The sequence below is a fragment of the Kribbella sp. NPDC048837 genome (assembly GCF_055586945.1).
Map to the genome: position 1 here is coordinate 123,919 of NZ_JBVJHF010000010.1, position 25,048 is coordinate 148,966.

The 25,048-nt window shown below is 68.4% G+C and carries 26 protein-coding genes and 2 tRNA genes; 7 read left to right on the forward strand and 21 right to left on the reverse strand.

Features of this window, described 5'->3' with window-relative positions:
* Position 1 precedes the first annotated feature (1 nt).
* From ACZ6O0_RS37755 to ACZ6O0_RS37770, 4 genes are all read right to left on the reverse strand, one after another.
* A complete protein-coding gene (locus ACZ6O0_RS37755) occupies positions 2–1,255 on the reverse strand; it encodes a hypothetical protein (protein ID WP_465769868.1) in 1,254 nt (417 codons plus the stop codon).
* A gap of 7 nt (positions 1,256–1,262) precedes the next feature.
* A complete protein-coding gene (locus ACZ6O0_RS37760) occupies positions 1,263–2,801 on the reverse strand; it encodes an alkaline phosphatase D family protein (RefSeq protein ID WP_465769869.1) in 1,539 nt (512 codons plus the stop codon).
* 134 nt (positions 2,802–2,935) lie between these two features.
* Positions 2,936–3,310: a DUF1304 family protein gene (locus ACZ6O0_RS37765; protein WP_465769870.1), complete on the reverse strand. Its 375-nt coding sequence runs from the start codon at positions 3,308–3,310 to the stop codon at positions 2,936–2,938.
* Positions 3,307–3,738 (reverse strand): cupin domain-containing protein, encoded by a 432-nt coding sequence (locus ACZ6O0_RS37770; protein ID WP_465769871.1) that lies wholly within the window; start codon positions 3,736–3,738, stop codon positions 3,307–3,309. Before ACZ6O0_RS37770 ends, ACZ6O0_RS37765 begins: the two co-directional genes overlap by 4 nt.
* A gap of 146 nt (positions 3,739–3,884) precedes the next feature.
* On the opposite strand from ACZ6O0_RS37770, the gene ACZ6O0_RS37775 reads away from it, so the two are divergent.
* Positions 3,885–4,925, forward strand: a complete 1,041-nt coding sequence (locus ACZ6O0_RS37775) for a helix-turn-helix transcriptional regulator (protein WP_465769872.1) — start codon at positions 3,885–3,887, stop codon at positions 4,923–4,925.
* Here ACZ6O0_RS37775 and ACZ6O0_RS37780 read toward each other — a convergent pair.
* A complete protein-coding gene (locus ACZ6O0_RS37780; protein ID WP_465769873.1) occupies positions 4,915–5,817 on the reverse strand; it encodes an AraC family transcriptional regulator in 903 nt (300 codons plus the stop codon). The two genes, ACZ6O0_RS37775 and ACZ6O0_RS37780, sit on opposite strands and share 11 nt — an antisense overlap.
* Before the next feature lie 122 nt (positions 5,818–5,939).
* Between ACZ6O0_RS37780 and ACZ6O0_RS37785 the strand changes: the two genes are divergently transcribed.
* On the forward strand, positions 5,940–6,791 hold the full coding sequence (locus ACZ6O0_RS37785; protein ID WP_465769874.1) for an SDR family oxidoreductase: 852 nt from the start codon (positions 5,940–5,942) through the stop codon (positions 6,789–6,791).
* Positions 6,792–6,841: 50 nt separating this feature from the next.
* On the opposite strand, the gene ACZ6O0_RS37790 is transcribed toward ACZ6O0_RS37785, so the two are convergent.
* From ACZ6O0_RS37790 to ACZ6O0_RS37835, 10 genes are all read right to left on the reverse strand, one after another.
* Positions 6,842–8,281 carry a glycoside hydrolase family 6 protein gene (locus tag ACZ6O0_RS37790; RefSeq protein WP_465769875.1) on the reverse strand — a complete coding sequence of 480 codons (1,440 nt, stop codon included), beginning with the start codon at positions 8,279–8,281 and terminating at the stop codon, positions 6,842–6,844.
* A 139-nt stretch (positions 8,282–8,420) separates the two neighbouring features.
* A complete protein-coding gene (locus ACZ6O0_RS37795; protein WP_465769876.1) occupies positions 8,421–9,416 on the reverse strand; it encodes an N-acetylglucosamine-6-phosphate deacetylase in 996 nt (331 codons plus the stop codon).
* A 185-nt stretch (positions 9,417–9,601) separates the two neighbouring features.
* On the reverse strand, positions 9,602–9,916 hold the full coding sequence (locus ACZ6O0_RS37800) for an SIS domain-containing protein (RefSeq protein WP_465769877.1): 315 nt from the start codon (positions 9,914–9,916) through the stop codon (positions 9,602–9,604).
* Positions 9,909–10,649 carry a 6-phosphogluconolactonase gene (locus ACZ6O0_RS37805; RefSeq protein ID WP_465769878.1) on the reverse strand — a complete coding sequence of 247 codons (741 nt, stop codon included), beginning with the start codon at positions 10,647–10,649 and terminating at the stop codon, positions 9,909–9,911. The genes ACZ6O0_RS37800 and ACZ6O0_RS37805 overlap by 8 nt, the downstream gene beginning before the upstream one ends.
* Positions 10,646–11,470 (reverse strand): fumarylacetoacetate hydrolase family protein, encoded by an 825-nt coding sequence (locus tag ACZ6O0_RS37810; protein ID WP_465769879.1) that lies wholly within the window; start codon positions 11,468–11,470, stop codon positions 10,646–10,648. The genes ACZ6O0_RS37805 and ACZ6O0_RS37810 overlap by 4 nt, the downstream gene beginning before the upstream one ends.
* Positions 11,471–12,075: 605 nt before the next feature.
* Positions 12,076–13,371, reverse strand: coding sequence for an ATP-dependent Clp protease ATP-binding subunit ClpX (clpX, locus tag ACZ6O0_RS37815; RefSeq protein ID WP_465769880.1), 1,296 nt, complete (start codon positions 13,369–13,371; stop codon positions 12,076–12,078).
* A 274-nt stretch (positions 13,372–13,645) separates the two neighbouring features.
* Complete coding sequence (locus tag ACZ6O0_RS37820; RefSeq protein WP_465769881.1) at positions 13,646–14,257, reverse strand: ATP-dependent Clp protease proteolytic subunit; 612 nt, start codon at positions 14,255–14,257, stop codon at positions 13,646–13,648.
* 31 nt (positions 14,258–14,288) lie between these two features.
* On the reverse strand, positions 14,289–14,912 hold the full coding sequence (locus ACZ6O0_RS37825; RefSeq protein WP_465769882.1) for a ClpP family protease: 624 nt from the start codon (positions 14,910–14,912) through the stop codon (positions 14,289–14,291).
* 242 nt (positions 14,913–15,154) lie between these two features.
* Positions 15,155–16,543, reverse strand: coding sequence for a trigger factor (gene tig / locus ACZ6O0_RS37830; RefSeq protein WP_465769883.1), 1,389 nt, complete (start codon positions 16,541–16,543; stop codon positions 15,155–15,157).
* 77 nt (positions 16,544–16,620) lie between these two features.
* Positions 16,621–16,693, reverse strand: a tRNA-Pro gene (locus tag ACZ6O0_RS37835).
* Positions 16,694–16,801: 108 nt separating this feature from the next.
* Here ACZ6O0_RS37835 and ACZ6O0_RS37840 point away from each other — a divergent pair.
* Positions 16,802–16,875: transfer RNA gene (locus ACZ6O0_RS37840), tRNA-Gly, on the forward strand.
* 230 nt (positions 16,876–17,105) lie between these two features.
* On the opposite strand, the gene ACZ6O0_RS37845 is transcribed toward ACZ6O0_RS37840, so the two are convergent.
* From ACZ6O0_RS37845 to ACZ6O0_RS37860, 4 genes are all read right to left on the reverse strand, one after another.
* Positions 17,106–17,321: a hypothetical protein gene (locus ACZ6O0_RS37845; RefSeq protein ID WP_465769884.1), complete on the reverse strand. Its 216-nt coding sequence runs from the start codon at positions 17,319–17,321 to the stop codon at positions 17,106–17,108.
* Positions 17,322–17,747: 426 nt separating this feature from the next.
* The gene (locus ACZ6O0_RS37850) at positions 17,748–18,035 is read right to left on the reverse strand and encodes a hypothetical protein (RefSeq protein ID WP_465769885.1); all 288 of its coding nucleotides are present in this window, start codon (positions 18,033–18,035) and stop codon (positions 17,748–17,750) included.
* A 233-nt stretch (positions 18,036–18,268) separates the two neighbouring features.
* Positions 18,269–18,547, reverse strand: coding sequence for a cytidine deaminase family protein (locus ACZ6O0_RS37855; protein ID WP_465769886.1), 279 nt, complete (start codon positions 18,545–18,547; stop codon positions 18,269–18,271).
* A gap of 95 nt (positions 18,548–18,642) precedes the next feature.
* The gene (locus ACZ6O0_RS37860; RefSeq protein WP_465769887.1) at positions 18,643–19,008 is read right to left on the reverse strand and encodes a YciI family protein; all 366 of its coding nucleotides are present in this window, start codon (positions 19,006–19,008) and stop codon (positions 18,643–18,645) included.
* A 210-nt stretch (positions 19,009–19,218) separates the two neighbouring features.
* Between ACZ6O0_RS37860 and ACZ6O0_RS37865 the strand changes: the two genes are divergently transcribed.
* Positions 19,219–19,695, forward strand: coding sequence for a GNAT family N-acetyltransferase (locus ACZ6O0_RS37865; RefSeq protein WP_465769888.1), 477 nt, complete (start codon positions 19,219–19,221; stop codon positions 19,693–19,695).
* Here the strand turns inward: ACZ6O0_RS37865 and ACZ6O0_RS37870 are convergent.
* Positions 19,692–20,048, reverse strand: coding sequence for a DUF2750 domain-containing protein (locus tag ACZ6O0_RS37870; RefSeq protein WP_465769889.1), 357 nt, complete (start codon positions 20,046–20,048; stop codon positions 19,692–19,694). The genes ACZ6O0_RS37865 and ACZ6O0_RS37870 overlap by 4 nt on opposite strands.
* Before the next feature lie 112 nt (positions 20,049–20,160).
* Positions 20,161–22,041 (reverse strand): hypothetical protein, encoded by a 1,881-nt coding sequence (locus ACZ6O0_RS37875; RefSeq protein WP_465769890.1) that lies wholly within the window; start codon positions 22,039–22,041, stop codon positions 20,161–20,163.
* A 138-nt stretch (positions 22,042–22,179) separates the two neighbouring features.
* Here ACZ6O0_RS37875 and ACZ6O0_RS37880 point away from each other — a divergent pair, with 138 nt between their 5' ends.
* The 3 genes from ACZ6O0_RS37880 (at position 22,180) to ACZ6O0_RS37890 (ending at position 25,017) form a co-directional block, all read left to right on the forward strand.
* On the forward strand, positions 22,180–23,241 hold the full coding sequence (locus tag ACZ6O0_RS37880; protein WP_465769891.1) for an ATP-binding protein: 1,062 nt from the start codon (positions 22,180–22,182) through the stop codon (positions 23,239–23,241).
* A complete protein-coding gene (locus tag ACZ6O0_RS37885) occupies positions 23,234–23,488 on the forward strand; it encodes a hypothetical protein (RefSeq protein ID WP_465769892.1) in 255 nt (84 codons plus the stop codon). Before ACZ6O0_RS37880 ends, ACZ6O0_RS37885 begins: the two co-directional genes overlap by 8 nt.
* Positions 23,489–23,592: 104 nt before the next feature.
* Positions 23,593–25,017, forward strand: a complete 1,425-nt coding sequence (locus tag ACZ6O0_RS37890; protein WP_465769893.1) for a vWA domain-containing protein — start codon at positions 23,593–23,595, stop codon at positions 25,015–25,017.
* Positions 25,018–25,048: the final 31 nt, after the last annotated feature.

Genomic DNA, 25,048 nt, shown 5'->3' on the forward strand with positions numbered 1-25,048 from the left:
TTCACCAACTGTTGTTGGAGATTCCGGTCCCCAGATAGATCTGGTCGTACGTGTTCCCGTCGTTGTCGTCGGTGTAAGCCACGGCAACCTCGGCGAACGGCGACACCGCCACGGTCATCTGCTCCTGACGCCCGTCCGGGAGGGAGCTGAGCTGCTGAGCCGACAGTCGTCCGGTGTCGGTGCCGTCAGTGCCGAAGCCGCGGACCCAGACGTCGAGGGTGGCGGCCTGGACCGTCCAGCCGACCATCGTCTGCGCCTGATCGTCGATGCCGATCGACGGCAGCTTCGCGCCGGTCGCCACCTGGACATCGGCGTACCGGGCGGTGCCGGTCGACGTGAAGTTGCGTGTCCAGGCGCCCGCCGTACCGGTGTGGTCGGACTCCCATGAGACAGCGAAGTCACCGTTGAAGTTGGCCGCGACCGACGGGTGGGTCTGCTGGCCGCTGGTGTTCGAGTTCGCGACCCGGCGGGACAGCGTCGCCGCACCGTTGGTCCGGCCCAGCCGGATCAACCCCACCTCGTACGACGAGTTCGCGTCACCGTCGTCCTCCCAGACGACGACCGCGTCACCCGAGGCCGAGACGGCGACGTCCGGGTTGTGGTGCTGACCGGTCGTCGTGGACGCGGTGACTTCCCAGGCCCGAGTCGTCGGGCCGGTGTACCCGGCGGCCTTGACCGTCGGCTGGGTCCCCGTCTGGATGTCCTCCCACACCACCGTGAACGCGACCGCGGCACCACTCGGCGCGCCATCCGGGTCGACGGCGACCCGCGGGTTGATCTGCTGCCCGTCGGCACTGGTGTTGGCATTGCCGGTCGCCGTCACCGTGCCGGCGGTGTTCACCACGCGATACGGGATGTTGTAGTAGCCGTTGCCGTCCGGGTCGTCCTGCCACACGACGACGGCGTTGCCCTTGTCGTCCAGGCCGACGTCCGGGTGCAGGTGGCGCCAGTTCGTCACTCCGCTGCTGCCACCGGCGGAGAGTTTCTTCTCGTACACCGCCGTACCGTTGTGGAACAGGCGCAGGTAGATCTCGCTGTGCACGTTGTCGGTCGCGTTGTCGGTGTCCCGGTCGTCCTCCCACACCACGGCCACATAGCCGTTGCGGTTGGTCGCGACCGACGGAGCGTCCTGGTCGCCGGTGGAGACGCTGTTCGCGGTGACCCAGGTCGGTGCGGCGATGTGGGCTTCGGCTGTGGTGGCGTTGAAGGTCAGAGCGGTCGCTGCGAGCGCGGTGATGGCCAGTGTCTTCTTCATGGCTGCCTCACACCGCCTGCAGGCCGGGCTGGCCCTCTTGGACGACGAACGACTTCATCGTGGTCGCTGCGGCACCGTGCTCGGACACCTTCGCCACCGCCCTGAAGTCGGCCCGCAATTGCGTCGGACTGATCGTCGTACGGACGTAGCCGCGGCGGTTGTTGTAGAACTTCAGCCACGGGTTGGTTCCGACATCGGGGATCGTGGTCGCGCCGTCCCCGTCGCCGCTGGACGTCACCGAACTCGTCACGAGCTCGGTGCCGATCGTGGCCGAACTCGCGTTGTTGTAGTCGGCCTTCAGGTCACTGGCCCACGCGCGATGCACGTCACCCGTGAGTACGACGGGATTGCGGACGGCCCGATCGACCCAGCCCTGCTGGATCCGGGCGCGGGACGCGCGGTAGCCGTCCCACGAGTCCATGCTGGCGCCGGTCGCGTTGAACCGCCGCGCGAAGAACACCTGCTGGCCGATGATGTCCCAGGTGCCGAGGTGCTGACCCAGACCGTCCAGCAGCCAGGTCTCCTGCGGGTTGCCGGGCAAACTGCGCGACGCCAGGTCCGCGTCCGAGCAGATCTGCCATCCGTCACCACACGCCTGGTCGTTGCGGTACTGCCGGGTGTCGAGCAAGTGGAACGTTGCCAGACTCCCCCATCGCAACCGCCGGTACAGCTGGATGCTGTTGCCACTGTTCACCTGTGCGGGCCGCAGCGGCATGTTCTCGTAGTACGCCTGGTACGCCGCCGACCGGCGAGCGGTCCACTGCGCGGCGGTCAGCGCCGGGGTGTTGTTCTCGCGCACCGTCCCCGCGTAGTTGTTCTCCACCTCATGGTCATCCGGTACGACGATCCACGGCGCGGCGGCGTGGGCGGCCTGGAGATCCGGGTCCGTCTTGTACTGCGCGTACCGCTGCCGGTAGTTCGCGAGTGACACGATCTCGGCGGTGCCCGCGTGCAGACGCGGCCGGCCGGTCGTCGGGCCGTACTCGTAGATGTAGTCACCCAGGTGCAGGATGACGCCCGGGTTCTCCTCGGCCATCCGGCGGTAGACGGTGAAATAGCCCTCTTCGTAGTGCGAGCACGAGGTGAAGGCCATCACCAGGTCACGGCCCGCCGCACCGACCGCGGGCGTGGTCCGGGTGCGGCCGACCGGTGAGAGATGACCCTGCGCGCGGAAGCGGTAGTAGTAGTCGGAGTCCGGGCTGAGGCCGCCCGCGACGACGTGCACCGAGTGGGCGGCGGCGTACTTCGCGGCGACCGAGCCGGAGGCGACGAGGGTGCTGAAGGTGTCGGAGGTCGACACCTGCCAGTCGACGGTGACATCGGCGTTCGCCATCCCGCCCTGGCCGTCGGCGTTCAGCGGTGACGGGGCCAGCCGGGTCCACAGCACGACGCTGCTCGCGTCGGGCTCACCCGAGGCGACCCCGAGCTGGAACGGGTACGGGACTGCCGCGGTGGCCGCGATCACGGCCGAGCGGACCGGGAGAGCGCTCACGCCGGCCGCGGCAAGTCCGCCGAAAACAAGGGTTCTGCGACTGATTGGGCTCATGGGCCTCACCTTCACGGGTACTCAGGGCGGCTGGCCCCCGGACCGGTCGAACTGTCGGTGATATTCCGGGGACCATGAGTGGTGTGCGGTGTTTCATGCCCATGGTGGCGCAAATCGTGTAACTTTCCTACAGATCAGCTCACCATCAGGATGAGCAATACCAGGGCAGGAATGCCTTCGAGCAGCGCATTCAGCCACAGCCTCCGCTCCGACACGACCAGCACCACCGCCATGAACGTGTGCTGGGCCGCGGTGAACGTGACCAGCGCATCGCCGGCCGAGCCGTGACCGTTCCGCGCGAGGACGACGCCCGTCACCAGGGCGACGGCCGTGGTCAGGTTGTAGAAGCCCATGTTCACCGTCCACAGCCGGACCGCTTGGAAGTCCCCGGGTTTGGTCAGGAACATCGGGTACATCCTCGGATGGCGGTAGAGGAACGACTCCATCACCCACACCACCGCGAGCATCACCGCGATCGCGATGGCCAGTACCTGCGCCGCGGTACTCATCGGCGCAGCTCCACACCGTGCCGGCCCGAGATCTCACCCAGCGCGGCGAAGTCGGTGGGGTCGGCGGTCGCGAGGTCGGCGAAGAAGGCGCCCATCCGGCCGGTCTGGCTGACGGCGAGGAACTTCGCGGACGGCGTCAGTACCGAGAATGTGTTGAGCGTGCCGGCCGGGATGCTGATCGACGAGCCCGGGCCGAGGTCGTAGCCCTGGTCGCCGGCCTGGACCAGGATCCGGCCCTGGAGGACGTAGAACGCCTTGCTCCACGACTCGGTATGCGGCGGTCCGGCCTGGCCGCGGGGCGCGTCGATCTCGAAGAGCTCGTATTGGTCCGCAGTGTGTTCGGCGCCGACCTTGACCGTCACGGTCGCGTCCGGTGCGGCGTACTCCGCGCCCGTGCCGGCCGTGCTGAGGTGCACTGATTCCGTCATGATGATCTCCCCCTGTCGGTGGTTGTGATGCGACGGTAGGAACCGGCCGCCGGCGCCGGAATCCCGTCGCGCTGGGCTCCTGCGGGCGATGGAATCCCCACATTTCCGGGATAGGCGGCCTCGGTACGGCGGCGCATACTGAGCCCATGTGGGAGGGCCGGGCGCGGGCCGCGCGCCGGGACATCGCGGCACTGGCGACGTCGGGACTGGGCGTCGTGGACCTGCACGCCGCCGCGATCGAGGTGGTCGAGCAGGTGATCGGCAGTGAGCTGACCTGCTGGGCCGGGATGGACCCGGGCACGCTGGTGATCAGCTCGATGACGAGCGGCCGCGACCGCATCCCGCCCGAGTACGAGCCGCGGCTGGCCGAGACGGAGTACGCCGGAACCGACCCGAACTCGTTCGCCGAGCTCGCCCGGCATGCGCGCCTGGTGGCACGGCTGTCCGACCTGCCGTACCGCGAGGTCGTCGGGCACCGGCGGCTGAACGAGGTCTGGCGGCCGCTCGGGATCGAGCATGAGGTCCGGGCGACGTTCACGGTCGACGGGGACTGCTGGGGCGCGGCAGGGTTCGTCCGCAGCGGGCCGGACTACAGCGATCGCGAGCTGGAGTTCCTGGGGTCGGTGGCGCCGGTGATCGGCGCGGCCACGCGCGTCGCCGTACGCACGGATGCGCACGGGTACCGTGGCGGGGTCGGCCCGTCGATCGTCGTCACCGGTCCGACCGGCGAGCCGCGCGCGATCACCGCGGCCGCCCAGACCTGGCAGGACGAGTTGAACGAGATCGCTCCCGGGCGGTTCGGCGTACTCCTGCGAGCGGTCGTGACCGGGACCCGGGCCGCCGCGGCCGGGACGTTCCAGGCCCGGGTGCAGACGGCGTCAGGTGGCTGGGTGGTCCTGCAGGGCAGCCGGCTGATCGGCGATCAGGAGGAGGTCGTGGTCACGATCGAGCCGGCTTCGGGTCATCACCTGGTCGGCATGCTGCTGGCGGCGTACGGGCTGACCACGCGGGAGCGGGAGATCTGCCTCGAGGTGATCTCCGGTCACACCACCACGGAGATCGCCGACCGGTTGTCGATCTCACCGCACACGATCCAGGACCATTTGAAGGCGGCGTTCGCCAAGGTCGGCGTACGTAGCCGCGGCGAACTCGTCGCAACGCTCCGGCCCGACGACCTCACGAACTGACGGCCAGTTGCTTGCGGTAGGTCCCTGGCGGGATACCGAAGTCGCGCTTGAACGCCTTGGCGAACGCGAACTCTGACGTGTAGCCGATCTCCTTCGCCACTGTCGCGAGTGGTCGGTCGTGGTCGCGGAGCAGCCGGGCCGCGGTGGTCATCCGCCAGCGGGACAGGTACGTGAGCGGCGGTTCGCCCACCGCCTCGGTGAATCTCCGGGCGAACGCCGCGCGCGACAGACCCACATCGGCTGCGAGGTCGGCGACCGTCCAGGACGCACCAGGCCGATCGTGGATCAGCTCCAGCGACCGCGCGACGGCGGGATCGGTCAACGCTCGGGACCATCCGCTCTCGGTCGGGCAGTTCCGATCCTCCAACCACGCCCGCAGGATCAGCACGAGCAGCGCATCGACCAGCGGCGGTACGACGGCCGCGGCGCCGGGCCGATTGGCGTCGAGCTCCTCACCGAGGATGCCGATCGCTGAGTGCAGCGTGCGATGCCGACCCGGATCAGCGGGCACGTGGACGACGTCGGGCAGCCTGCTCAGCACGGGATGCGGCCGCTCACGATCGAGTCGATAGGTGCCGCAGAGCAGCAATGCGCGCGCCCCGTCACCTTGCACGGGCTTCTCGATCGCCGGGTCGAAGTCGACCAGCGGCGAATCGGGATGGTCGGCCAGCGCGTGCTCGAGGCCGCGCGGCATCAGCACCACGTCGCCCGGGCCTATCGCGATCGGCGTCCCGCCCGGCGGCAGCAGCCACGCCGTCCCCTGCAGGACCAAATGGAACGTCGCGCCGAACGAGTGGGCGAACCGCAGCCCCCACGGCCCGCGGACGTCGGTCCGGCCGGACGTGGCGGGGCCGGTCCGCAGCGCGGAGACGACATCGGCGAGAACATCCATGCTGGTCATGATACGCCAGGCTCGAAAGACGATGAGACATAAATCAGCGCGCTATAGACATAGAAGCGCTCGCCCAGCCTGCCTACTGTTGGTGATGTCAACCTCAACGACAAGGAGTACGGATGAGCATCGTCGTCACCGCCGCCACCGGCCACCTGGGCCAACTCGTCATCGACGAACTGCTGCAGCGGGTGCCGGCCGACCAGGTCGTCGCGGTCGCCCGGAACGCCGAGAAGGCGGCCGGTCTCGCGGAGCGTGGCGTCGAGATCCGGATCGCCGACTACAACGACCCCGCCGCGCTGGCCACGGCGTTCGGGGCCGGTGACACGGTTCTGCTGATCTCCGGCCTCGAGGCGAACCGCCGGGCCCAGCACCAGTCCGTGATCGACGCGGCCAAGGCGGCCGGTGTCGCCCGGATCGCCTACACCAGCGTGCTCGGCGGACCTGAGGCCGACTTCGACCTGGCCGCCGACCACATCGCCACCGAGCAGGCGATCCTCGAATCGGGTCTGCCGTACACGTTCCTGCGCAACGGCTGGTACCACGAGGTCTACACCGAGCAGATCGCCGTACAGCTGGAGCACGGGGTCATCGGCAGCGCGGGCGATGGCCGGATCGCTTCGGCTTCCCGGCGTGACTACGCCGCCGCGGCGGCCGTCGTACTCACCGGTGCGGGGCACGAGAAGACGGCGTACGAACTGAACGGCGACGTCGCGTGGACGCTGACCGAGTACGCTGCCGAGGTGTCCAGGCAGTCCGGCAAGGACGTTGCCTACAACAACGTTCCGGTCGAGACGCACATCGAGGTCCTGACCGGCGCGGGACTGCCCGAGCCGCTCGCGCAACTGTTCGCCGGCGTCGACAAGGCGATCGAACGCGGCCTGCTGGCCGGCCGCGGCTCCGACCTGAGCCGCCTGATCGGCCGCCCGACCACTCCCCTCACCGACGCCATCGCGACGGCGCTGCAGAGGTGAGAGCCAGGCCCGCCCACGACACTTCCGTCGGGGCGGGCCTGGTAGGTCTCTTACTCGGTAGTGCTGTCGCCGAGGATCAGTGACTTCGCCAGCGCCGGGTCGAAGGTGCCGGCGTCGACGTCGCTCTTCCAGCCGCAGCGGCCGTCGGAGTCACCGGGGACCTTGACCCACAGCAGCATCTCCGCGCCGCCGCCGGTCCGCGACGTCACGCCCAGCTGACGGTCCGGCGGGTTGCACCACTGGTCGCCGCCGAGGGATCCCTTGCCGTTGCGACTGGTGTCGATCACGAACGGCTTGGGCGTCGCGAGGTGCCCGTTGAGCGCGTTCGCGTACTGGACCGACAGGTCGGTGGCGTAGTAGTTCGACACATTCACCGCGAGACCGTGGGCGTTCTGCACTCCGATCGAGTTGAGTGACGAGGCCAGCGTGGGCAGCGTGATGGACTCACCCCAGCCCTTGTTCGTGGCATCGGCGTACGTCCAGGTGTTCGGCGCGAGGTCCTTGAACGCCTGGAGCGCGAAGCTCAGCATCCGGATCCGCGCGTTCTTCTCGTCGGTGTCGGTGATGCACTGGATGTCGCCGACCGAGTCCGGCTCGAGAATCACCAGTGCGGGCCTGGTGCCGATGGCCGCGGCGAAGGTCTCGATCCAGGCCTTGTAAGCGTCCTCACCCTCCAGACCGCCACTGGAGTGACCACCACACGCATCGCGGCCCGGGATGTTGTACGGCACCAGGGTCGGCAGTTTGTCCGCGGCATCCGCGGCCGCCACGAACTGCGACACCGCGTCGCCGATGTCACCGCTCCAGCTGCCGAACCAGCGCGCCATCGGCTTGGTCGCAATGCTGTCGATGATCGACTGGCGGCTCGGGTGGTTCTGGTTCTCGGGCTTGTCCGCCCAGATCCTGGCGTTGTTCTTCGGATCGACGTAGAACCCGCTGGTCATCGACAGCGGGTTGCCGGCGACGCTGCCGTAGTTGTCGATCAGCGAGACGTTGTCGAACCAGACCGTGTAGCCGCTGCCGGCCAGGCCGCCGAGCTGGAAGGTGAGCTCAGCCGCGGTCGTTTCCAGCGAGCCGGTGAACGGGAGCACGAACCGCTTGCTCGTGGTGCCGACCGTGAACAGCTTGTCGAGCGTGGCCGGGTACGGCGCGGAGTTGACCTGGATGGTCGTGCGCAGTTCGCGGGTCGCGGAGGCGCGGGCGTCGAAGGTCAGCGTGTAGCGGTGGCCCTGGTGGATCGGGAACGCGGGCACCTTCTGGCCGAGCATGGCGTCCCACTTGAGCGCGGTGCCGCCGGGGACGACGGCCTTGAGCTGGCCGGCATCGACGCTGATCGGGGTGTTGGACAGGCTCCACCAATTCGTCGTGCCGGTGGTGAAGGTCCCGTTCTGGATGAGCTCGGTAGCGGCATCGGCGGCCGGCGCCATGACGGGCACGACCACGCCGAACGTGAGCGCGGCCGCGACCAGGCCGCGAGTGATCCATCGCATCGGTGCTGCTCCTGTCTGGGCGAGGGGGCGGTGTCCGGGAGCGCTTTCAGTTTTAGACCAACTTGATCAGGAATCGTGCCGATGCCGCCGCTTCAGGTCAAGACTCTGCGCACTGGAAGCGATCCCGGTCTCTGCTCTCTCAGCGGAAGGAGAGCTTCCGATCGCCGGGCTGCCAGTCGAACGTGATCACGTCCGCGATGCGAGTGCCCGGCCGGAGCTCGCCGCCGGCCTGGTCGATGATCCGGCCGGGGTTGGTCGTCGCCATCGTGAGCGCGTCGGACAGCGAGAACGACCGGGCCGCCCAAGCGACCCCGTCCGCGAGTGGTGCGGCCGCTCCGGCGAGGTACGGCGTACCTCGCACGAGGAGCCGTCCGTCGTCGGTGAGCTCCACGTCGCCGCCGACGGTCGACGAGTACTCGCCCGGTGGGAGGCCGCCGATCGCGACCGAGTCCGAGACCAGGAACGAGTGGTCGATGCCTTTGGCCCGGACCATCGCGACGAACGTGTCCGCGGGCAGATGGTGGCCGTCGGCAATGAAACCGGCCTGCAGGCGGGCGTCGGCCAGTTGGGTCCAGAGATAGTTCGGGTGGCGCGGCAGCTGGGCATGCGCTCCGTTGCCGAGATGCGTGCTCAGGCTCGCGCCGGCGTCCACCGCGGCGTGGATCTGGTCAGCGTTTGCGTGGGTATGCCCGATCGCCACCCGGACGCCGGACGCGACCACCGCGGCGATGAACTCCGCGCTTCCCGGCCAGTGCGGCGAGATCGTGACCAGCCCGACGAGCCCGCCCGATTCCTGCTGGCACAGCTCGAGCTCGGCCAGATCAGGCGGCCGCACCTCGGCCGCGTCGTGGCACCCGCGCGGACCGTCCTGGTCCGAGATGTGCGGCCCTTCGAGGTGCACGAACGGAACCGCCGCCGCCACCTCCGCATCCCGCCGGCGCGCCTCGGCTATCACCCGCACCGCCCGCCGCATCCGCTCTGCATCCGCGGTGATCACCGTCGGCACGAACCGCGTCACCCCCACCCCGCGCAGCGCCTCCCGCAACCCCACAACGCTCTCGACCGACACATCCTCCCCGTTCACATCAAACCCCGCGAACCCATTAACCTGCAGATCCACCAGCCCAGGGCTCACCCAGGGCACCTCCCGCCCCAGAGGTCCGCTCCCGCCTGGCCCGGCGGTGGCCGGCTCCCGTCCCGCCGATCCGCCCTCGCCCGGCCCGTGTGCGGTGGGGGTGCGGGTGATGGTGGTGATGCGGCCTGCAGTGTGGTCGAGGTGGAGGATGTCACCCGACCACGGGTCGCGGCCCGTCAGTCTGCCTACAGCCACCGGACCCGCTCCCGGAAGCGGCCGATGGACGCCGCGTTGGCCTCGTCCCCACCCGGCGCGTTGCCACTGCGCCACACCCGCGGTACGACGTCCCGCGCGAGCACACCCCGATCCCGCGCCGTCAGCGCCGCATCGATGAGCGCGGCGTTGATCCCATACGCATTCACCAGGATCAGCACATCTTCAGCGTTGAGTCCGGCGTTCTCGATCACGATCCGCCCGTACCCGGCCGCCTCGATCGACTCACTCTCCTCCGCCTCGATCCGGCCCAGCAGCTCCGTGATCGCGGCCAGGTAGTCACTCATCCCCCGCCGCCTCCCGATCCAAGAACAGCCGTGCACGCGGATGCGTCCGCAACACACTCGCCGGCACCATCGGATCCACAGGATCATGCAAAGTCCGCCGTACGGCGTCCCGCTTCGCCACTCCGGACACCATGCAGAAGATCTCTCGCGCCGACAGCAGACAGGGGACCGTCAGCGTCCACGCCTGCGTCGGTACGTCGTCAAGTCGGGGGAACAACCCTTCGTCGACCTGCTGCTGCCGACTGACCTCGTCGAGCGCGACCACCTGCACGAGGTCGCGCGTACTGAAGTCCGCCGGCGGATCGTTGAACGCGAGATGCCCGTTGACCCCGATCCCGGCGAGCACCACATCGATCGGCCGTTCCGCAACCAGCTCCGCATAGCGAGCCGCCTCGGCCGCCGGATCGGAGCCACCGGCCGGATCGAGTACGGTCAACGGCGCCGGCGCCCTGAAGTGCCGTCCCAACCACCGCCCGAAACGCTGCTCGGCGTCCGCCGCGAGACCGACGTACTCGTCCATGTGGAACGCCTGGACCTTCGACCAATCGATGCCCTCGGCAACGGATAGCGTGTCCAGGGTGTGCGTCTGACTCGGCGCGGCGGCGAGCACCAACCGGGCCGAGCCCTGTGCTTCGATGGTCCGGCGCAGGGACTCCGCCGCGGCGGCTGCTGCCGCGGCGCCCAGGGTGACCGGATCCGGGAAGACCTCGACCGCGAGGTTGTCGACGATCATCCGACCAACCGCGTGTGCTGCTCGCCCAGGCCATCGGCCCAGACCCGAAGGACGTCGCCCGCGCGGAGGTACCGCGGCGGTTTCTGGCCGGCGCCGACGCCGGCCGGCGTCCCGGTGCTGATCACGTCGCCCGGGTACAGCGTCATGAACTGGGAGATGTAGTGGACCAGATGCGTGACCGAGAAGATCATCTGCGCCGTCGAACTGTCTTGCAGCACATCGCCGTTCACATCGAGGCCGAGCTTGATCGCCTGGGGATCGGGAACCTCGTCGGCGGTCAGCACCCACGGACCCAGCGGACAGAACGTCGGCGCGTTCTTGCCCTTGTCCCATTGCCCACCACGCTCGAGCTGGAAGTGCCGCTCCGACACATCGTTGACCAGCACGTAGCCGGCCACATGGTCCAGAGCCTCCGCCTCGCTCTCGAGGTAGGCCGCCGTCCGCCCGATCACCACGCCGAGCTCTACCTCCCAGTCGGTCTTCTCGCTGCGCCGCGGAATGACGACATCGTCGCGCGCTCCAACCACCGTATCCGGCGCCTTCATGAACAGGATCGGCTCGGCCGGCGACTCCTGGCCACCCTCGGCAGCGTGGTCGGCATAGTTCAGCCCGACACACACGATCTTCCCGGGACTGAGCGGCGCCGCCAGCCGCACCTGCTCGAACGGCGTCGCCGTCTCCACCTCCGCGCCGGCAGCACGCTCCCGGAGGCGGACCGGGTCGAACGCCTCGGCCTCGCCCGCCAGCGTCGCCACCCGGCCGTCTTCGGTCAGTACGGCGTCGCGCAGCCCGGCGTCGGTGTGGACACGTAGCAATCTCACTGCTTCCTCCAAGAGGCTTCTCTGGCCCAGTTTCAAGTAAGCGATACCCAATGCACGAGACCCTTGCACCGGCACGAGCTGCACCGCGTCGTAGACACGCAGCGATTGCTGGCCGACGAGCGGATCGTGCTCGGCGTACACACCCCACCGCGCACACTGCACCGCATTGGCCGCTACGGCGTCCGCCGTACCGTCGACGCGCAACCACACCTCGGTCGCGGACCGGCCCCGCCGGGGTTGGTGAACAACGTCCCGAGCTTGTGCGCCGGATCACCTCGACCGAGGCGCACTGGAACGCCTTGACCCCGGGGTCGGCGCCACAACTCCCCCACACACAATCGTCGGTACGACGACACGAGCTGCCGCGCCGCTTGGGGCGGCGCTGGTTGGGGCGGCGCCGGTTGGGGCGGCCTTGGTTGGTGCTGCGACCGCGGTGGCTGGTGTGGGGCCAGGGCGAGGGCGCTGGCGGCTGTCAGGCTTCGCAGGAATCTTCTGGGTCTCAGCTCACCGACCGTAGGTGGCTGCCTGCTCCGGTTGCGTCCGCCACGAGAAGGAGGCCGGGACTCCGCTATCCAGCGGATCCCGGCCTCCCTCTGCGAACAGTGTCAGGCGGTCTTCTCGCGCCGCTCGCGCTTGCGCTCCATCTGGTCGCGCGGGATCAGCGTGGGGTTCACGTTCTCCAGCACGACCTCGCCGGTGACGACGACCTTCGCGACGTCCTCACGGCTCGGCACCTCGTACATCACGTTGAGGAGAACCTCTTCCATGATGGCCCGCAGACCACGGGCGCCGGTGCCGCGCAGCAGCGCCTGGTCCGCGATCGCCTCGACCGCGTCGTCGCTGAACTCCAGCTCGACGTTGTCGATCTCGAACAGCCGCCGGTACTGCTTGACCAGCGCGTTCTTCGGCTCCGACAGGATCTTGATCAGCGCCTCGCGGTCCAGCGGGGACACCGTCGTGATGACCGGGAGCCGGCCGATGAACTCCGGGATCAGGCCGAACTTGAGCAGGTCCTCCGGCATAACGTCGGCGTACCCACCGAGCTCCTTCGGCTTCTCCGGCTCGCGCGAGGCGTTGAAGCCGAGGGTCTTCTTGCCGACCCGCTGCTCCACCATGTGGTCCAGGCCGGCGAACGCGCCGCCGACGATGAACAGCACGTTGGTGGTGTCGATCTGGATGAACTCCTGGTGCGGGTGCTTGCGGCCACCCTGCGGCGGCACGGAGGCCGTCGTACCCTCCAGGATCTTCAGCAGGGCCTGCTGCACGCCCTCGCCGGAGACATCGCGGGTGATCGACGGGTTCTCGCTCTTGCGGGCGATCTTGTCGACCTCGTCGATGTAGATGATCCCGGTCTCGGCCTTCTTGACGTCGTAGTCGGCCGCCTGGATCAGCTTGAGCAGGATGTTCTCGACGTCCTCACCGACGTACCCCGCCTCGGTCAGCGCGGTGGCGTCGGCGATAGCGAACGGGACGTTCAGCATCCGGGCCAGCGTCTGGGCGAGGTAGGTCTTGCCGCAGCCGGTCGGGCCGATCAGCAGGATGTTGGACTTGGCCAGCTCGACGGCCTCGTCCTTGGCGTGCCGGCCGGCGCTGGAGCTGCCCTGACCGTCACGGACCCGCTTGTAGTGGTTGTACACCGCCACCGCGAGAGCCTTCTTGGCCACGTCCTGTCCGACGACGTACGCGTTGAGGAAGTCGTAGATCTCCCGCGGCTTCGGCAGCTCGGTGAGTCCGACCTCGGAGCCCTCGTTCAGCTCCTCCTCGATGATCTCGTTACAGAGATCGATGCATTCGTCGCAGATGTAGACGCCGGGACCGGCGATGAGCTTCTTGACCTGCTTCTGGCTCTTACCGCAGAACGAGCACTTCAGCAGGTCGCCGCCGTCACCTATGCGTGCCACCGGGACAGATCCCTTCTATGCGCAGTCGAACCGTGGGCCAAGGGGGGCGTGGGCCGCTCGGGCGGGGCCGCCATGTCACTGCCACGGCTACCTCGATCCTGAATTCGACGGTACCCCGTCCGGGGCCGAAACACCGCGCTCCCCGCCGGGTTGTGACTACGCCGGTGGCGAACGCGCCAGGCCCTTGACAGCCCCCCGCTGACCCATATCGTCACCCCGCCGGAGCGGGGCAGCAGACGCGGGCACCGGCCGGAACCGGCGCCCGGAAGCCTGCTCAGACGCCGGCCGGGACCGGGGCCTTGAGGGTTTGCAGGACGTCGTCGATCAGGCCGTACTCGATGGCCTGGTCGGCGGTCAGGAACTTGTCCCGCTCGATGTCACGCGAAACCTCTTCCAGCGACTTGCCACTGGCCTCGGAGATCATCTTCTCCAGCAGAGCGCGCAGGCGGAGGATCTCGTTCGCCTGGATCTCGATGTCACTGGACTGCCCGTAGGTGCCCTCGGTGGCCGGCTGGTGGATGATGATCCGGCTGTTCGGCAGGGCGAGCCGCTTGCCCGGCGTACCAGCGGCGAGCAGCACGGCGGCGGCCGACGCGGCCTGGCCGAGGCACACCGTCTGGACGTCCGGCTTGATGTAGCGGACGGTGTCGTAGATCGCGGTCAGCGCGGTGAACGAGCCGCCCGGGGAGTTGATGTAGATGCTGATGTCGCGGTCGGAGTCCATCGACTGCAGGCACAGCAGCTGCGCCATCACCGCGTTCGCGATCTCGTCGGTGATCGGCGTACCGAGGAAGATGATGCGGTCCTCGAACAGCTTGGTGTAGGGGTCGATCCGGCGCATGCCGTACGACGTGCGCTCCTCCCACTGCGGGATGAAGTAGTTCATGGGTGCGTCCTTTGACTGACGGAGTGGGAGATCAGGAGTTCGGGCTGCCGGAGGTGAGCTGCGCGGCGCTGGCGACGACGTGGTCGATGAAGCCGTACTCCTTGGCCGCGTCGGCGGTGAACCAGCGGTCCCGGTCGGCGTCGTTCTCGACCTGCTCGAGCGGCTGGCCGGTGTGCTCGGCGATCAGCTTGAACAGCTGCGCCTTGATGTGCAGCGACTGCTCGGCCTGGATCTTGATGTCCGACGCCGTACCACCCATGCCACCGGACGGCTGGTGCATCATGATCCGCGCGTGCGGGAGCGCGAACCGCTTGTCCTTCGCACCCGCGCAGAGCAGGAACTGGCCCATCGAGGCGGCCAGGCCCATCCCGACGGTGGCGACGTCGTTGGAGATCCACTGCATGGTGTCGTAGATCGCCATGCCGGAGTCCACCGAACCACCCGGCGAGTTGATGTACAGCCAGATGTCCTTGTTGGGGTCCTCGGCGTTGAGGAGCAGCATCTGCGCGCAGATCGCGTTCGCGTTGTCGTCGCGAACCTCGGACCCCAGGAAGATGATCCGGTTCTGCAGCAGGCGCTGGTAGATGTGGTCGTCGAGTCCGCCGGAACCGTTGCCGCCCGCGGCGGTGGGGCTGGCTGCAAATGTCTCGTTCACGAAGCCGACATTACTGGGCGGGGGCGACAGACCTAAGGCTGGGCCACAGGTGTTCGCTCACGGCGCATCGCACACCGCGATCCGTCTGCTCTGAGCGAATTCTGCTGGTGTGATTCGGAGTGGAGGGAATTCCTCGAAGGCTTCCCGGTCAGGTACTTCGGGATCAGGCCACGGCTCACGATCGGCCCGAAGCGCGCGAACGGCCCGGAACCGCAGTGGTTCCGGGCCGTTCGTCGGACAACTCAGGCCTTGGCGGGCTCCTCGGCCGGCGTCTCCTCGGCGGCGGTCTCCGCCTCGGCGTCGGCGTACGTACCGTCCGGCTGCAGGGTCTTCAGCTCGACCACGTTGCCGGAGGCGTCGGTGACCTTGGCGTTCTCGACCAGGTGCGCCAGCGCCTTGCCGCGGACGACCTCGGACACCAGGCTCGGGACCAGGTTGTTCTCGACCGCGTGCTGGGCGAACTGGTCCGGGCTGACGCCGGAGCGCTGCGCGTGCCGCACGATGTGCTCGGTCAGCTCCTGGTCGTTCACGCTCAGCTCCTGCTGCTCGGCCACCAGGTCGAGCACGAACTGCGCCTTGATCGCGTCCTCGGAGCGCTTCTTCAGGTCCTCGTCGAACTCGTCCTGGGTCTGCTCCTCACCTTCCAGGAACTGCTCGAACGTCATCCCGGAGTACCCCAGCTGCTGCTCCAGGTTCTCCTTGCGGGCGGCCAGCTCGTCGGTCAGCAGACCCTCCGGCACCGGCACGTCGACCAGCGTGAGGATCTTCTCCAGGACGGCGTCACGCGCCTCGCCGGCCTGCTCGAGCCGCTTGCCGCGCTCCAGCCGGCCACGGACGTCGGCCTTCAGCTCGTCGGCGGTGTCGAACTCCGACGCGGTCTGCGCGAACTCGTCGTCGAACTCCGGCAGCTCCTGCTCCTTCACCGCGGTCACGGTCACCTCGACGTCGACGTCCTCGCCCTTGAGCGCGCCGCCGACCAGCTGGGTGACGAAGGTCTTGGTCTCACCGGCGTTCAGCCCGGTGACGGCCTCGTCCAGGCCGTCCAGGAGCTGGCCGCTGCCGACCTGGTACGACAGGCCGGTGGCCTGCGCCTCCTCGACCTTCTCGCCGTCCTTGCTGGCGGACAGGTCGATCGTGATGAAGTCCTTGTCCTGCACCGCGCGCTCGACCGGGTTCAGCGAGCCGAAGCGCTGCTGCAGCGCCTCGATCTGCTCGGTCACCTCGTCGTCGCTCACCGCGATGTCCTCGACCTCGGCCTCCAGGCCCTCCAGGTCGGGCAGCGTGATCTCCGGGCGCACCTCGACCTCGGCGGAGAACTGCAGGCTCTCCTTGTCGTTGAACTCGGTCACGTCGACCTCGGGCCGGCCGATCGCCTTGACCTGGTTGTCACTGACCGCCTGCGAGTACAGCTTCGGGAGGGCGTCGTTGATCGCCTCCTCGAGCACCGGCCCGCGGCCGACCCGCTGGTCGATGACCTGCGGGGGCACCTTGCCCTTGCGGAACCCCGGAACGGTGATCTGCGAGGCGATGCTCTGGTACGCCGCGTCGAGGCTCGGCTTGAGTTCCTCGAACGGCACCTCGACGATGAGCTTGACCTTGGTCGGGCTCAAGGACTCGACGGTGCTCTTCACGGTGGCGGTTCTCCTTGATTCGATGACATTCACAGCACGGTGACAGCCCGCACTGCACCGGTGCTGCAGGGGGTTTGTCGGGGCGACAGGACTCGAACCTGCGGTCTCCTGCTCCCAAAGCAGGCGCGCTAGCCACTACGCTACGCCCCGCAGTGACCGCACGAGTCTAGTCGACCCGAACCAGTGCTCGCGCCACCACCCCGGTCCCCCTACCGTTTTGAGTCCACCCCGGGGGATGTGGAATCATGTCCGAGCACCGCGGGTGTAGCTCAATGGTAGAGCCCCAGTCTTCCAAACTGGCTACGCGAGTTCGATTCTCGTCACCCGCTCCAACGAGAGAACGCCTCTGCCCCTCGGGATCCCGAGGCTGGGGGGTTCTTTCACGTCTGGACCAGATCAGGTCGCGTGCGACCAGGTGGTCTGCGCCGGCACCCAGCCGCCGATCGTCATCGTCCTGCCTGGTCTCGCGAGCGACAACCTCAGCCGAGCCGCGATCTCCCGAGCCCGCTCATCGGTGTTTGCTGATAGTTGTCGACGAACTCTCCGAGGCAATCCGCGCCGGCTAGTCGCCGATAAAGGTGAGGCGTCGATGGTGCGGGCGCCCTGGCGCAACCTCAAGCATCGCGGCCAGCGGAAGCAGGTCGGCGACCGCATCACGAGTTGGCCCACTCTCGGTCCGCCGTGCCAGGAGCTTCAGCTCAGCTGCCACCATGGCCGCCTGAAGTGGGTTGAAGCAGGTGTCGTCGTATGGATCGATACCCGACAGCATCGGATACATGGTTGGCTCCATGGCTGCCAACGCGCACAGTCCCGCCAGGTCTGCAGAGCCATCCAAAGTGGCGACTACCTCGCCTGTGAACTCTTGGACCCGAACGCTGATCCCCATGAGCAGATCCTGCCCCGTGCGGAGGGCGCCCCAGGGTCGAGGTCTGCCAGCTCGGCAGGCCGCTCTGCCGAACTTGGCCCGCACGGATCAAATGGCCCGGACTGCGGGCCGCTTCCCCGTCCACGCGATCCCACCTGCAAGGACTGACGTGCCTCGCGTCTTAGGCCCGCCCCCTGGCCGCTCGATCGTACGGTCACCACGGTCCGCATCCAGAGCGCCAGAGGCGTCCCTACGAGATCGGCAAGCCGACCCTTTGACGTGCGCCGCACTGGCCTGGGTTTGGCAGCCATCAGGCGTACCGGAGGTAAGCCTGGGTGACTACATGCCCCCGTGGAACTCTTCCCAGCCCGACGGGATGGACCTGCCAGATCGGTTGGACCGGGAGATGCCCGACCGGTCAGATCGAGCGGACCGAGTCCCCTGTCTCTTGCTGCCGTTCGATTGCTTGTAGGCCAGCCGGTCGAGGCGCAGCTCACCGAGGTAAGCGCCCGAAGGATTGAATACGCGCTCGTCTACGAAGCGGCCGACGTACCGGCCATCCCGGTCCCAAAGGTGGTCGCAGTCGCGGCGGAAGGGCTTGCCACCGATGCTGTAAAGAATCTCCATTCGACCAACGTAGAAGCGTGGTCCAGCCACCCTGGTGGTGCGATCTCCACGCGCCCTAAGTGGTGCTCGTTGGCGGTCACTCACGGGGTCTGGCGGATGCCGGTCTCAAGCCTGAGGCTTCTGTTCACACGGGCGATCCGGCCGCCTTCCAAACTGGCTACGCGAGTTCGATTCTCGTCACCCGCTCCAACAAGAGAAGGCCCCCAGCAGCATGGCTGGGGGGCCTTCTCATGTCAGACGAGCCAGTCGGTGGCGGGTAGGAGCTCGCGGAGGGTCGACGTCCGGTGCGGTCCTAGGACGACCTCGGCGTCGACGTTCGCCGGGTCGATCTGGTGGATGAACTCTCGGCAGCGGCCGCACGGGGGCACTACGCGCACCTCGTCCTCGCCCTGCCAGACGGCGACGATCTTTGCGATCTTGTACTCGCGGGCGGTCACCATGGCCGCGATGGCGGCGTGCTCGGCACAGAACCCCGTACCGGAGGCGGTGTCGATGCAGACACCGACGTACACGCTGCCTGTCTGTGACGAGGGCCGATGCCACGTCGCTCGGCGGCAGAAGGCCTCCAGTGCCACGGAGTCGGTGGCTAGCGGCTGTCTCGGTTGCGTCAGTCGGGGGATACCTCGGTGGTTGCGTAGCGGAAGCGGCGTATTTCCTGGGGCCAGCCGCAGGCGAGCGCGATCTTGCCCGCCCAGAGGCGGGCGGCCTCCTCGTCGGGTACGTCGACGACGGCGAAGCCGCCGAGGTGCTCCTTGGTCTCGACGTACGGACCGTCGGTGAACAGCGGGGTCCCGCTCGACGCATCGACACTGACCACGGGGGCGGCGTCGTCCAGCCCGCCGGTGAAGATCAGTACCCCGGCAGCCGTCATCTCCGCCCGCACCGCGCCGGCGGCCTTGGCGGCCTTGCCCAGATCCTCGTCCGTGAGGTCGGGCACCCAGTCGTCGTTGAATGCGATGAGGTACTCGGGCATGTCTCCTCCTCCACACGGTGGCCCCAACGACCACTCTCCACCTACTCCACGAACAGCGGCACCCCGATCCGACACCACAATCTTCCGGAATCCGCGTGTCCCCAGTTGAATGCGGGGATGGGGATCGCGGCTTACCCGGTTGATCAGGGGCGATGGGGGGACCTGATCGAGGTGTTCGGGCCCAGTGGGGGGACGCGGGGGTGCTGGTGCATGGCTCGGCGGCTGCCCAGCGCGCAGGTCGCAGTGAACGGGAGCGCGGAGAATCGGGCTGCTCTGGAGGGGCTCGTCCAGGCGGGGATGCCGGTGGGGCTGATCGGATATGCGGACGAGCGGCCGGCTGCGTGGTGTGCCGTGGCGCCGCGGCCGGAGTACTACGCGATCGTCCACTCGCGGGTGTTGCCGATCGACGAGCCGGATGACGAGTCGATCTGGGCGATCAACTGTCTGTTCGTGAAGAGCGGTTTCCGTGGGCGCGGCATGACGCTGCCGATGATCGAGGCGGCAGTCGACTACGCCCGCGGCTCGGGCGCGCGGCTGATCGAGGCGTACCCGATCAAGGCCATCCCCGGCGACCCCGGCCGCGGCGTGCTGAGCACATTCCTAGCCGCCGGATTCACGCCGTACGCCGAGGACCGCACCCGAGCCAAACGCAACGTCGTCGTCCGCCGAAGCCTCACCACGGTCTAGGCCACGCCGGCCGCGCGCAAGCGAGCGAGGACCTCGTCGGAGGTGAAGTCGTAGCCGGCTGCGCGGGCGCCGGACCAGTTGAGGCCGATCAGGTACCCGTTGGTGCCGAGATTGGGTAGCCAGCGGTCGCGCCAGGCCTCGAGGGCGAGCTCCTCAGCGTCAAAGTCGGCGTACGCGGGGATCGACTTGATGATTCGGCGTACGCGGGCCGCAGTGGACCAGAAGGGCTGTGAGCGCTGGCCGCTCGGGGTGATGGGAGCGGGGTAGCCGCCGGCGTCGCGGATGGTCCAGAGGCGGCCGGTGCGGGTCACGTCCTCAAAGAACGCGGCTGCCTGCGAAGCGCTCTGGCTCATGCCCTCGTTTCCTCGACGGCTCGGCGTACGGCGGAGTCGGCCGTCGGGTCTTGTCGGTTGAAGACGATGGAGAAGTGTTTGGAGTTCCAGCCCGTTGGCATGGGTGGTCCTGTTAGTTGACGCGGAGGAAGGCTATGGCGTCGATGGTGGCGGGGGCTGTGGTGGTGGAGATGATTTTGACGGGGCCGGTGCGGAGAGGGGTGATGGGGAGGTAGGTGACGACTCGGGAGGTTGTGGTGGCGGCGAGGTTGACGGTGCCGATCTTGATGTTGGCGTGGTAGATGTCCACGCGGCCCTGGCCGGGGCCGTGGATGGCTACCAGGGCTATGCGGGCGGCGGCCTCGGTGGGCTTGGTGAGGTAGGCGCCGTTCGCCTTCAGGATCGTGGTGGTGCCTTGGAAGGCCAGAGTGCTCGTGGAGCGGGTGACGCTGCCGGCTGAGGTGAGGGCGCGGTCGTCCTGGGGTGCTACCGAGCAGATCTGCGGAGCCCACGCGGACAGGTTCCCGAGGTAGTCGCGGGAGCGGACCATGAAGCACTCGTCCCAGCCGAGGCGCGGTGCGTAGGTGATCGACGTCATCTTGGTGTTCTGCCAGGTCGCCGGATACATCCACTTGCCCAGCGCGACACCCGGCGCGGCGACCTTGTAGACCACGTCGTACGACGCCACGTCGGTGTCGTCCTTGTACGCCCACCGCAGCACCGTCGGATTGCCGAGCTCCACCCGGTCCCCGATCCGCCAGGTCACCAGGGACGGCGCCGTGCCGTCGACCTCACTGCAGTACGACGCACTCCACGCGCTCACGTTGCCCGCATAGTCACGCGCTCGCACCTGCCAGCACGTGTCCGTCCCGATCGCCGCGCTGTAACTCGCACCAGTCGTCTTGAGCCCCTGCCACGACGGCACCTGGTTCCACGCGCCGTACGGCGAAGTCCGGTTGGGCCGCTGCTGGATGCGCAGGTCGTACGAGTTCACGCCCGTCGCCGGAGAGTTCGGGTCCTGTGGGTCGGTGAACGCCCACTCGAACGACAGGCTCGTGTTGTCCCGGATCCGGGCACCGGCCGACGCACTGGTCAGCACCGGCGCCACGGTGTCGGGACGCTGTTGCGGGTCCGCCGTGAGCCAGCTCAGGCTGATCACCCGCGGATTGCTGTCGTCGTCGGCGTACACGATCTTGGCAGCGCCGGAACCGTCAGCGCGGAAGCTGGCCGACGCCGTGCGGATCGGCCCGTAGCGGCGCTGGCCGAGAGACTGGTCGTTGAGGTCGGTCACCAGCAGATCGGAGCCGGACGCCTGCACGGTGAAACCGTTGCCCAATTGGGCATCCGCCGCCACAGTCAGGTTCCGCGGAGCCTCCGGCCCCTTCACGTCGACCACCTGGTTGCAGCCGCTCAGCATCGCCCAGCGACCGTTGACGTCATCCGGACCGACCGTGCACGCCGTCGCGACCAGGACGGTCTTCATCACGCCTGTGGTCAGGTCCTTGCCATCCAGATGACCCGGCTCGGTGACCTTCCAGACCGTGCTGTCGGCCATGGCGAACGGCGGCGCGTAGTCCGCCAGCTTGGTCTTGCTCGCGACGTCGTACACCTCCGCCGTGGGAGCGTTCGGTGCACGGTGGGACACCAGCTTGCCGCCCTTGCCCAGCACGACCTCATCGGTCGCGGGGAACGTCAGCCCGCCGACCTTCGCCGTACCGCCGGAGAAGGTGAGCAGCGAAGGCCCCTCCACCTGCAGCGGTTTGGTGTCGCTGGTCCCACCGGAGGCGGTCCAGGTGGTGCCGTTGTTGCTCGTCTCGTAGACGGTGTGGTCCCCCGGGTCCGCGACGACCACCCGCGCCCCGGACATCCCCACGTCGGCCGCGGAGTGACCGGGGACCAGCGTCCCCTCCCCCAGGTGCGCAGGCGGATCGGCAGCCATCACCTGACTCGCCGCGAGCGGAATCAGTACGACGGCACACGCGACAGCGGCGACCTTGACCCGAAATCCCAGCACAACAACCCCCCACTACGCCTAGTACACCGGCCGCACCCTAGCCAGTAACCACTGGTAACGGAAGCCAGGCCGGAAAACCATGTGACACGCCCAGACCCGGAGAGGATCCTGAAGGGCTGACCAAACGGAAAGGAACGGATGCAGGCGGGGATCACGGTTACGGCGGCTGAACTGCCGGAAGTGCTGCTGCACGTCGCAGTGGTACGCCCGGTCTTCCTCTGGGGAGCACCGGGGATCGGGAAGAGCAGTCTGGTACGGGCGTTCGCGGATTCGCTCGGTCTGGAGTGTGTGACCCTGCTGGGGACCCAGCTCGCCCCGGAGGACCTGATCGGCGTACCCCAGATCGTGGACGGGCGCAGCCGGTTCGCGCCGCCGGTGGCTATCGCGCGGGACGAGCCGTACTGCCTGTTCCTGGACGAGCTCAACGCATCGTCGGCCGAGGTGCAGAAGGCCTTCTACTCACTCATCCTGGACCGCCGGATCGGCGAGTACGAGCTGCCCGAAGGCTCTGTCGTCATCGGAGCCGGTAACCGGGCGACCGACAACGCACTGGCCCGCCCGATGGCCAGTGCACTCGTCAACCGCCTCGTGCACGTCCACCTGCGCGCCTCCGCGAGCGACTGGCTGCGCTGGGCCGGTACGGCGGGGATCCATCCGTGGGTGCTCGAGTACCTGCGCAACCGCCCGGACCACCTCTGGACCGCGCCGCCGAAGACCGAGGAGCCGTTCTCGACCCCGCGGAGCTGGCACATGCTTTCCGACGCGCTGCACTCGTACGGCGACGACGTGTCCGACGAGACGCTGCGAGTGCTTGCCTTCGGCACCTTGTCTCCCGCGCACGCCTCCGCTTTCCGCGCGTACGTGAAGACGGTCCGGAACGCTTTCGGGCTGGACGCAGTACTGAAGGGCGAGACCGGCTGGCCGTCCGCTCCGGAGGACCGCGACCTGCTGTACTTCCTGGCCGAGACGTTCCGGGCCCGCCTGGTGAAGGAGCTGGCCGCGGACAAGGCCTCGGCGAGCCCGGCGGCGCGGCAGCTCGCGCACCGCGGCAAGGCGCTGCTGGTCGAGCTGGCCGAGATCTCGCTCGAAGTGGCCCAGCTGGTGATCGCCGCCGACGACGACGGCCGCCCGGTGCTGCCGACCTGGTTCCTGGTCGAGGTGAGCCGCGACCTCCCCCGCCTGGTCGCCGCCCGTGCCTAAGCGCAACAAGGCCCGCAAGGACCCAGCGCTGGAGGCGATCCAGCTCGGCTGGAAGACGGTCGCCAATCACCCGCTGTTCGCACCGATGGCAACCTGGCGCACGACCGTTCGCCGGGACGACGCCTGCCCGCCGGACGCGTGGGCCACGATCGACTCCAACGGCGTGATCCTCACCCACCCGACCCGTCGGGCCACGCCGAGGAGTGGACGTGGGTTTTCGCGCACCTCCTCATCCACCTCGGCCTAGGCCACGCCGATCCGCACCTGCAGCCACCTGACCGGGCCGCCGGCGCCGCGTGCGACGTAGCGGTCAACCGCTACCTTCACTCGCTCAAGCTCGGCACACCGGTCGTGCAGCTGCCGCCGACCTTCCCCACCACCAACGAGGAAGCGCTCGCCCGCCTGTGGCGCCGCCAAGGCATTCCGCCCGAGTACGACGCTCTCGGCGTCGCAGGGGCTCACTCCGACGTCCTGATCGAGCGGTGGAACGGACTGGGCGATCCACCTCGCTGGGGTGAGCTGTTCGCCGCCGGACTGTCCGCCGCTGCCGCTGCCGCGGTAGACGTCGCCGGTGGCGCGCGGTCGTCGCTGGCCGACCCACGCCGCGGCCGGCACGAGTGGGACCTCGCGTTGGGCTGGTTCGTCTCGTCCTACCCGCTGCTCGGCGCCATCGCGTCCAGCATGACGATCGTGGCCGAGGCAGAGCTCGCCCGCGGCTGGGACATCCAGGTCGCCGCAGTCAACGCGGCCGCCGGCGAGATCTACGTCAACCCACTGGTCGTGATGACGCAGAACGAGTGGCGGTTCGTGATGGCCCACGAGATGCTGCACGCCGCTCTGCGCCACGGCGAGCGCGTCGGCGGCCGCGACCCGTACCTGTGGAACGTCGCGGCCGACCTGGTCATCAACGGCTGGCTGCTGGAGATGGGCGTCGGCGCCATGCCCGACGGTGCACTGCACGATCCGGTCCTCAAAGGCATGTCCGTCGAGACGGTGTACGACCGCATCACCACGGACCTCCGCCGCTACCGCAAGCTGGCGACGCTGCGGGGCGTCGGTCTGGGTGACGTGCTCGGACATCCGCTGCCACATGCCGGTGAAGCGGCGCGTGCGGCCGGTTTGGACGACATCTACCGACGTGCATTGAGCACTGGGCTCGCCTACCACGACCCTGGCCGCGGCACTCTGCCTGCCGGTCTCGTCGAGGAGATCCGGGCGCTGGACCACCCACCGCTCGACTGGGACGCACAACTGGCCCGCTGGTTCGAAGAGCACGTGCCGGCCGTCTCGAAGGTCCGCACGTACGCCCGTGCGTCCCGACGCCAGTCCGGTACGCCGGACATCCCGCGGCCGGGCTGGATCCGGCCGGTCGAGGTGGACCGGCTGCCGACGTACGGCGTGGTCCTGGACACCTCGGGATCGATGGACCGACAGCTTCTGGGCAAGGCACTCGGCGCGATCGCGTCGTACTCGCGGGCTCGCGACGTACCGGCCGCACGGGTCGTGTACTGCGACGCGGTGGCGTACGACGCCGGCTATATGCCGGTCGACGACATCGCAGGACGCGTGCAGGTGCGCGGTCGGGGTGGGACGGTGCTGCAGCCCGGTGTGGACCTGCTGGAGCGTGCGGACGACTTCCCGGTGGACGGACCGATCCTGCTCATCACCGACGGGCACTGCGACGTCGTCCGGGTACGGCGGGAGCACGCATGGCTGATCCCCGCCGGTGCGTCACTGCCCTTCACCGCAAGGGGTCCTGTGTTTCGCGTGCAGTGAACACGCTCCGCCGCAGGCGAACAGCCGTAGT